Source organism: Micromonospora sp. NBS 11-29 (genome assembly GCF_002140155.1).
Taxonomy (GTDB): domain Bacteria; phylum Actinomycetota; class Actinomycetes; order Mycobacteriales; family Micromonosporaceae; genus Micromonospora.
Genome location: NZ_NAPR01000003.1, coordinates 119,494 through 123,882 on the forward strand (window position 1 = coordinate 119,494; position 4,389 = coordinate 123,882).

The 4,389-nt window shown below is 73.6% G+C and carries 1 protein-coding gene and 3 pseudogenes; 3 read left to right on the forward strand and 1 reads right to left on the reverse strand.

Features of this window, described 5'->3' with window-relative positions; translation table 11 throughout:
* Positions 1 to 1,308: pseudogene (locus B1205_RS01775) on the reverse strand (low temperature requirement protein A); the annotation flags it as partial.
* Positions 1,309 to 1,416: 108 nt separating this feature from the next.
* Between B1205_RS01775 and lnt the strand changes: the two are divergent.
* The 3 genes and pseudogenes from lnt (at position 1,417) to B1205_RS01790 (ending at position 4,307) form a co-directional block, all read left to right on the forward strand.
* Positions 1,417 to 2,972 (forward strand): annotated as a pseudogene (lnt, locus tag B1205_RS01780) (apolipoprotein N-acyltransferase).
* Positions 2,973 to 2,994: 22 nt separating this feature from the next.
* Positions 2,995 to 3,786, forward strand: coding sequence for a polyprenol monophosphomannose synthase (locus B1205_RS01785; protein ID WP_089154016.1), 792 nt, complete (start codon positions 2,995 to 2,997; stop codon positions 3,784 to 3,786).
* Between the two features lie 55 nt (positions 3,787 to 3,841).
* A pseudogene (locus B1205_RS01790) lies at positions 3,842 to 4,307 on the forward strand (FxsA family protein).
* Positions 4,308 to 4,389 lie beyond the last annotated feature (82 nt).

Genomic DNA, 4,389 nt, shown 5'->3' on the forward strand with positions numbered 1-4,389 from the left:
GCGTCGACGCCACTCGGACTGCTCCTGTTCGGCGGCGACCTGTTCCTTCAACGCGGTGTGGCGTACCTGCCGACGCCAGGGGTCGGCCTCGCGGAGGCCGAGCAGCACCAGCGCGAAGCTGGCCGCCGCCAGCACCGCCAACGCGATCAGCGCCGGCAGTCGCCCGGCCCACGGCAGCCCCACCGCCAGCGCGAGCACCACCACGGTGGGTATCGCCGGCATGTGGTGTGTGGCCCGGACCCCCAACGCCAGCAGTCCGACGATGTAGATGATGACTCCGGCGAACAGCACCCGGCTGTCCAGGTCAGCCGCCCGGTGCAGCCACGGGTCGCGGTGGGGTTGAGCGATCCCGGCAAGGTACCGCTTGAGGCCGAGAGCGAACATGATGATGCCCGCGATCAGCGGTAGGTGAAGGTAGGCGTAGATGTCGCGGGCGAACGCCGTGCGTGCGCCGATGTCACGGGTGCCGTGCAGCCGTTGCTCCAGAGCGGGGGCCAGGCTGTCGAAGTACAACCACCACAGAGCGGCGATGACGGCGATACCGAGCACCGCCGCCGCGATCACGGGCCAGGTGACCGGCAGGCCAGGGCCCAACTTCGGCCCCAATCCCAACGAGATGACCGACTCGCCGAGCGCGATGAGCAGGATCAGCGCGTAGCGTTCCGCCCAGTGCGCGGCGGACACGACGGTCAGGCCGGCGTTGGGCGCTAGGCCGCCGGCGGTGTACTCGACGCCGATGGCGGTCAGCCACAGTCCCAGCGGCAGCCATTGCTCCCACGGCTGCTCAAGGGGGTGGGGCAGCAAGGCCGCAGCCGTGATCAGCGCGACGCTGCCCAGCGGCGGCAGGCCGATGCGTCGGGCGGCCCAACCGCGCTGGCCGCCGCGCATCAGCAGGACCAGCACCTGAGCGGCCCGGATGACCAGATAGCAGCCGGCGAGGACGACTGGGCCGGGTGGCCCGGCCGGCTGCCGCGCCGGGGCCGGGGCGAACGCCTCCGGCAGGGTCAGCGTCAGGACGAACAAGGCTGCCACGGTCACCGCGCCGACCAGCGGCATCACCCCCTGATCGGTGCGCACGACGTTGCCCAGGGCGGCGAAGGACACCCAGCACCACCACAGCAGCGACAGCAGAAGCAGCCCAGCCAGCAACGATCTGCCGCTCAGGGTTTCGGACAGGACATTGGTGACGTTGAGGAACGCGAACACGAAAACCAGGTCGTAGAACAGTTCCACGCGGGTGACGCGCGATCCGGGTGCGGTCGGCAGGATCCGACCGCGTCCTCGATCGGTGGTCATGCTGCCGAGCATGGCAGCGTCTGCACCGTGCCGGTGAGCGGTTGCCGAACCGGGTTGACCGGGGGTACGGGCCGGTAAACCGGATCTGCGGGGTAGCCTTCGGCCCGTGATCGTGGTGAGGTGCCGGTGACGACGCTCGACCGGGAACAGCCGCGTGCCGCCGACGGGGCACGCCCGTACCCCGGTGGGGGTGCCCTGCCGTTGAAGCTGGCCGTGCCGGCGGCCGTGCTGGCCGGGTTGGCGTTGCTGGTCGCGTTCCCCCCGTACGGGGTGTGGCCGCTCGCGCCGGTCGGGGTGGCGTTGCTGGCCGCGGCGGCGCACCGGCGGCGGTTGCGCGCCGGCGCCGGGTTGGGGTTCGTCGCCGGGGTGACGTTGTTCGCGCCGCTGCTGGAGTGGACCAACCTGCACACCGGCTACCTGCCGTGGGTGCTGCTGTCGCTGTCGCAGGCGGCGTTCCTGGCGTTGCTGGGCGCCGCGAGCGCCTGGGTGTCCCCGCTGGCCGACCGGTGGCGGGCGGGGTGGCCGCTGCTGACCGGTGTGCTGTGGGTGGGGCAGGAGGCGCTGCGTGACCGGGTGCCGTTCGGCGGGTTCCCGTGGGGGCGGTTGGCGTTCAGCCAGGACACGTCGCCGCTGCTGCGGCTGGCGGCGCTCGGCGGCGCCCCGCTGGTCACGTTCGCCGTCGCGGTGGCCGGGGGGATCCTGCTCGCCCTCGCCTGGCGGGACTGGCGTGGCGTGCCCGGGCGGTGGCGGCCGGTGGCCGGGCTGGCCGCCGCCCTGGTGGCGCTGCTGGCCGCCGGCGCGCTCGTCCCGGCGGGTGTGCGGGGGGCCGGTGACACGGTCACGGTGGCGATCGTGCAGGGCAACGTGCCGCGCCTCGGGTTGGATTTCAACGCCCAACGGCAGGCGGTGCTGAACAACCACGTCGAGGCCACCCTGGACCTCGCCGAGCGGGTCTCCCGGGGTGAGCAGCGCCGCCCCGACCTGGTGGTGTGGCCGGAGAATTCCAGCGACATCGACCCGCTGCGCAACCCGGGCGCCGGCTACCGGATCTCCCAGGCCGCCGACGCGATCGGCGCGCCGGTGCTGGTCGGGGCGGTGCTGCTGGGCCCGGGGCAGGGGCAGGTCCGCAACGCGGGTCTGCTGTGGCGTCCCGGCAGCGGCGCCGATCTGACCCAGTTGTACACGAAACGGCATCCGGTGCCGTTCGCCGAGTACGTGCCGTTGCGTTCCCTGGCCCGTAAGGTCAGNTGGACGCCGGCGCGGCCACCCTCGGTGACGTGATCTGTTTCGAGGTGGCCTACGACGGCATCGTCCGGGACACCGTCACCGGCGGCGCGCAGCTGCTGGTGGTGCAGACCAACAACGCCACGTTCGACGTGGCCGAGGCCCGCCAGCAGTTGGCGATGGTGCGGTTGCGTGCCGTGGAGCACGGGCGGGCCGCGTTGATGGCCTCCACGGTCGGGGTGTCCGGGTTCGTTTCCCCCGACGGGCGGGTAGACGGTGCGACCGGGTTCGACACCGCTGCCGTGGTGGTGCGGCAGATACGACTCGGGGACGGGCGTACCCCGGCCACCTGGGCCGGGGTGTGGCCGGAGGTGGCGCTCGTGGTGTTGGCGGTCGCGGCGCTGGCCGGCGCGGCCGTGCCGCGCCGCCGTCGGGGGGTCACCCCCGGCTGAGCCGACGGGAGGCGGTGCGACGGTGGGCGTGGCAGCCGACAGGGCGACGGTCGGCCATCCCGGGGTGGGGCGGGTCCTGGTGGTCATCCCCACCTACAACGAGGCCGAGAACGTGCGCCGTATCGTGGCGCGGGTCCGCGCGGCGGCGCCCGCGGTGGACGTCCTGGTCGCCGACGACAACAGCCCCGACGGCACCGGTGCCGTCGCCGACGCGTTGTCCGGCGCGGACCGGCAGGTGCACGTGTTGCACCGTCCGGGCAAGGATGGCCTCGGCGCGGCCTACCTGGCCGGTTTCGCGTGGGCGCGGCGGCGTGGCTACGACGCGGTGGTGGAGATGGACGCCGACGGTTCGCACGCCCCGGAGGACCTGCCGGCGTTGCTGGATGCCGCCCGGCACGCCGATGTGGTGATCGGCTCGCGGTGGACGCGCGGCGCGCGGGTGCTGAACTGGCCGTGGCGGCGGCTGCTGCTGTCGCGGGTGGGGAACCTGTACGCGCGGGTGGCGTTGGGCATGCCGGTCAGCGACGCCACCGGCGGGTACCGGGTGTACCGGTCGGCGGTGTTGGACGGCATCGACCTGGGTTCGGTGCGGTCGCAGGGGTACGCGTTCCAGGTGGAGCTGTCGCGGCTGGCGCACCGGGCGGGGGTGCGGATCGTGGAGGTGCCGATCACGTTCGCCGAGCGGGAGCACGGCGACAGCAAAATGAGCCCGCTGATCGTGGCGGAGGCGCTGTGGCGGGTCACCCGGTGGGGGGTGCGGGACCGTCGGGCGGCGGTGCGGGGCCGCCCGCACGCGTTGGCGCGGTGGCCGTGAGCGGCGGCGTGTCATGCTGGAGGGGCGTGAGGACACACCGGGCGGGGAAGGTGAGATGCGCCGAGGACTGAAGTTCGTACCACCGGCCCTGCTGCTGCTGACGCTGCTGGAGCTGGCCGTGTTCGTCCTGGTGGGCCGGGCCGTCGGGTTCGGCGCGGCGGTGCTGCTGGTGTTCGCGGCGTCGATGCTGGGGTTGGTGCTGCTGCGCCGCGAGGGCATGCGGGCGTGGCGGGCCTTCCGGNNTGGGTCTGCTGGGCGCCTTGCTGCTGGCGTTGCCCGGCCTGGTCAGCGCGGTGGTGGGGTTGCTGCTGCTGGTGCCGCCGCTGCGGCGGGTGGCCGGCGGTGGGGTGCGTCGGGCCACCGAGCGGCGGGTGTCGTCGATGGTCGCCGGTGACCTGTTCGGCCCGCGCCGGGTGCGGGTGTACCGGGGCGCGCCGCAGCCGACCCCGCCGCAGCCGACCGCGCCGCCGCCGGCCGCCGAGCCGGGCGCGGCCATCGAGGGCGAGATCGTCGACCGTTAGGGCTGTTTCCCGCAGCGAAACGCCCCCGGGGACGACCCCGGGGGCGTTTCGCGACGTTACGTGATGTTTCAGGCGCGGCCGC